Raw genomic sequence first — 3553 nt, forward strand, 5'->3', positions numbered from 1 at the left:
TTGTATTATGTGTGGTTATATAATATAATTCAACAAAAAGAGAGGAAATCCTATGACATAAATTTGAGTGATAAAAAAATTGTGGCCCTATCGGGTTAGTAAAATCAAGGTCTTTGAGTTATGCTCAAGGCTATAAGTATTAGCATTTGTGAGGTGAAATTTTTGCCAGTAATAACAGCAATCAAAAAACTTGTTAAAAGAAAAAAACGTAAAAGGGGATTTTATCAGGGAACTGATATATTAACCCCTAAGGAAAAGCAAAGCCTATTTATAGCCTTCTTTCTTTTAACTTTCCCCCTAATATTAACAGCATTTTTATTTTTACTCAATTAAATAAAGGATATCTCATCAGAACATGATAAGATATCCCTTTTTTTTATTTATTAACTAATTTTTTAATAAAACTAATCAAACCTTTTTGCTGTTGAATTATCTTAGGTGAAGGAGTGAATACCTCGGCATTTTCAATTACCAATTCAGCATTTTTCAATAGTAGATTAGTTCTCTCTATTCCAACAATCTGTTGTACTAAGTTTATTCCTTTTTCTAATTTCGGAGTGTGCGTCTGTTGCAATAAGGCTGTACATATTATGTTCTAACAACAGTTCGGCTGTTTCTTGAACCTTTCTTCCATAATTACCTTGGATACTCCAGGTAGTTAATTGGGCTAAAGCTCCTAATTCTATGAACCTATAAAGAATATTTGGATTATCTATTATTTCAATGTTTCGTTCTGGATGAGCAATTATTGGTATATAACCTTTTAGGCGAATAGAATAGATTAAATCTTCCATATACTTTGGAATACCATTCATAGGCAACTCTATTAAGAGATATTTTGAGTTATTAATTGTACACAATAAATTATCCTTTAATAATTTAGGAATATCTGGATCAACAAAGACTTCATGTCCTGGTAAGATCTCTACGTCTAACTCTTGCTCTTGTAAAAGTTTATTAACTTCTTCAACTAAACTATAGATAACAGAAGGCTCTGTCTCTAGTTCCCCTTTAATATAATGGGAAGTAGAGACAATTTTTTTTATTCCTTCAGATGCAGCAATTTTACACATTTCTATAGTTTCTTCTATACTCTTAGCACCATCATCTATTCCTGGAGAATATGATTATGGGTATCTATTAAAATCATGGCTTAGTCCTCTAAATAATAAGAATAATAGTATTGATATTTCTTTCGTTCTATATTTACTTTGTTAACCAGTACACCAATTACTTTAGCTTGTACTTTATCTAACATATCTTTTGCTTTCATTGCTATATCCATTGTCGTTTGGCCGGCAGCTACAACGAATAAGGTTCCATCGGTTATTTTACTTAACACCGCTGCATCTGTTACTACTGCAACAGGGGGTGAATCAATTAAAATTATATCGTACTTTTCCTTACACTGCTCAATGAAATTTTTCATTGCTTTAGAACCTAAAATTTCAGATGGGTTAGGTGGTATAGGTCCAGTTGTTATAATATCTAATTTCATGCCACTAATACTGTGAACAACATTTTCAATTTTTTCACCCATCAATATATTAGTCATTCCCGCATCATTATCTAGATTAAAAATTTTATGGATTTGTGGTTTTCTTAAGTCTGCATCTATCAATAATACCTTATGTCCCATATTTACCATAGTAACAGCTAAATTTGAAATACTTGTACTTTTACCTTCTGCAGGACCAGAACTGGTTACTAAAATAGTTTTTAGCTCATTATCTAAATTAGAAAATTGAATATTAGTTCTTAGCATCCTATAAGCTTCTGATATGGGAGATTTAGGATCTTTCATAGTAATCAATTTTAGTTGATTTTCATTTCCTTCCATTAAAGGAACTGCACCTAATACTGGCAGATTCAAACGCTTTTCTACATCATCGGGACCTTTAACGGAGTTATCTAGGTATTCTAATAAAAATACTAATCCTACACCAATCATTACCCCTAATACAAAGGCAATAGTTATATTGAGCATTGGTCTGGGTTTAATTGGGTTTGTAGGAATAACTGCATAGTCTAAAATCTGTACATTTTCCTTTTTAATAAATTCATGGATTCTTCTAATAAATACTTCAGATAGTTCATTAGCAATCCTTGCTGCTAGTTGAGGATTAGTATCTTGAACTTTAATTTCTATAACTTCTGTATCCCTTATAGATGTTACTTGTACTTTACCTGAAAACTCTCCATAACTCATATTTAAATTTAAATTTCTGATCACTTCATCGGCTATAGTTCTACTGCTTGCAATTTCACTGTATGTTTTAACTAGTCTTTGATTAAGTAGAACATCATTATATTGTATATCCTTATCTCCACCTTTTACAAGGACTAACTTAGTAGATGCTTCATATACTTTGTCAAGAAAAAAGAAACTTACAACTGATGCAGTTATAGTTGTAATTAAAACTATTAAAGTAATTAACCATAACTATTCTTAATAATATCAAAAAGTTCCCTTAGATCTATTTCGTACTCATATGCTTCCATTTTTCCCCTCTTCCTTTCTAGTTAGATTATGATGATAATGACATACACAAAGGGGAATTTTCCTGCATAAAACTCTAAAAAAGTTTTTTATTTGACCCTCTTTTCTAACCATAGATAAATATCTTCTAAAACTTCTGCCTTTTCCGGTTCATTTAATAGCTCATGATATAGACCTTCGTAAATTTTAATCTCTTTATCTTGGGAACTACACTCTTTAAAAAATTGTTGCGAAAGCTTACAATCAATTATTTTGTCTTCCGTACCATGGAGTAGTAAGAGGGGGTAACAATATTTTTTACGGTTTTCTTTGACGTAATTTATACCTTTTATAAAGACTTCATAATAGAAATTTAAAGTAGCTTCCTTTAAAACTAGCTCATCATTTAAATACCGATCTATTACTCCACTATCTTTACTAATTTTGTTACCTACTTTATTTGCCAAATATTTTCTTGGGAAAAAACATCTCATTAGCTTTAACATAAACCTTTCAGTTCCTTTACTCTCTATTCCTAAAGCAGGTGCTGATAATATTTGTCCATCTACTTCATCGGGATACATTATGCCAAAAGCGGCACTTACCAATCCACCCATACTGTGGCCAAATATAACAATAGGTAATTCAGGATGATTCTCTTTAGCTATTTGTACAATTTTATAAACAGAATCTACTAACTGAAGAAAATTATCAATATGTCCTCTAATTTTCCCAGACTTGCCATGTCCAAGGTGGTCAAAGCCATAAACTCCATATCCTTTTTCCTGTAAAAACTGAATTAACTCTGTATATCTACCCATATGCTCTGCAAAACCATGGACAATTACTACAATACCCTTAGGCTTTTCAGGAACCCCTTTACAATAAACTATTTCTTCTCTCCCTAAACTTATAATACCAGTTTCTAAATTCACCAAACACCACTCCTCTTTGAAGGAACTTTCTAATTTAAATTTATTCTCTATAAATTTAAAATTACCTGCTTTTACATAAAAAAAGCAACCCTATAGAGAGTTGCTTCAGACTGAAGACAAACTATAGACAAAGTCATCA

Annotated in this window: 3 protein-coding genes; all 3 read right to left on the bottom strand. The window is 31.1% G+C overall.

Annotation, left to right across the window (positions count from 1 at the left end; all coding sequences use genetic code 11):
* Nucleotides 1-497 precede the first annotated feature (497 nt).
* The 3 genes from BMX60_RS11670 to BMX60_RS11680 all read right to left on the bottom strand — a co-directional run bounded on the left by BMX60_RS11670 (nt 498) and on the right by BMX60_RS11680 (nt 3414).
* Nucleotides 498-1112 carry a tyrosine-protein phosphatase gene (locus tag BMX60_RS11670; RefSeq protein WP_278276560.1) on the bottom strand — a complete coding sequence of 205 codons (615 nt, stop codon included), beginning with the start codon at nt 1110-1112 and terminating at the stop codon, nt 498-500.
* A 41-nt stretch (nt 1113-1153) separates the two neighbouring features.
* On the bottom strand, nt 1154-2434 hold the full coding sequence (locus BMX60_RS11675; protein WP_278276561.1) for a tyrosine-protein kinase domain-containing protein: 1281 nt from the start codon (nt 2432-2434) through the stop codon (nt 1154-1156).
* Nucleotides 2435-2589: 155 nt separating this feature from the next.
* Nucleotides 2590-3414: an alpha/beta hydrolase gene (locus BMX60_RS11680; protein WP_177159814.1), complete on the bottom strand. Its 825-nt coding sequence runs from the start codon at nt 3412-3414 to the stop codon at nt 2590-2592.
* Nucleotides 3415-3553 lie beyond the last annotated feature (139 nt).

Origin of the sequence: Anaerobranca gottschalkii DSM 13577 (genome assembly GCF_900111575.1) — a bacterium.
Taxonomy (GTDB): domain Bacteria; phylum Bacillota; class Proteinivoracia; order Proteinivoracales; family Proteinivoracaceae; genus Anaerobranca; species Anaerobranca gottschalkii.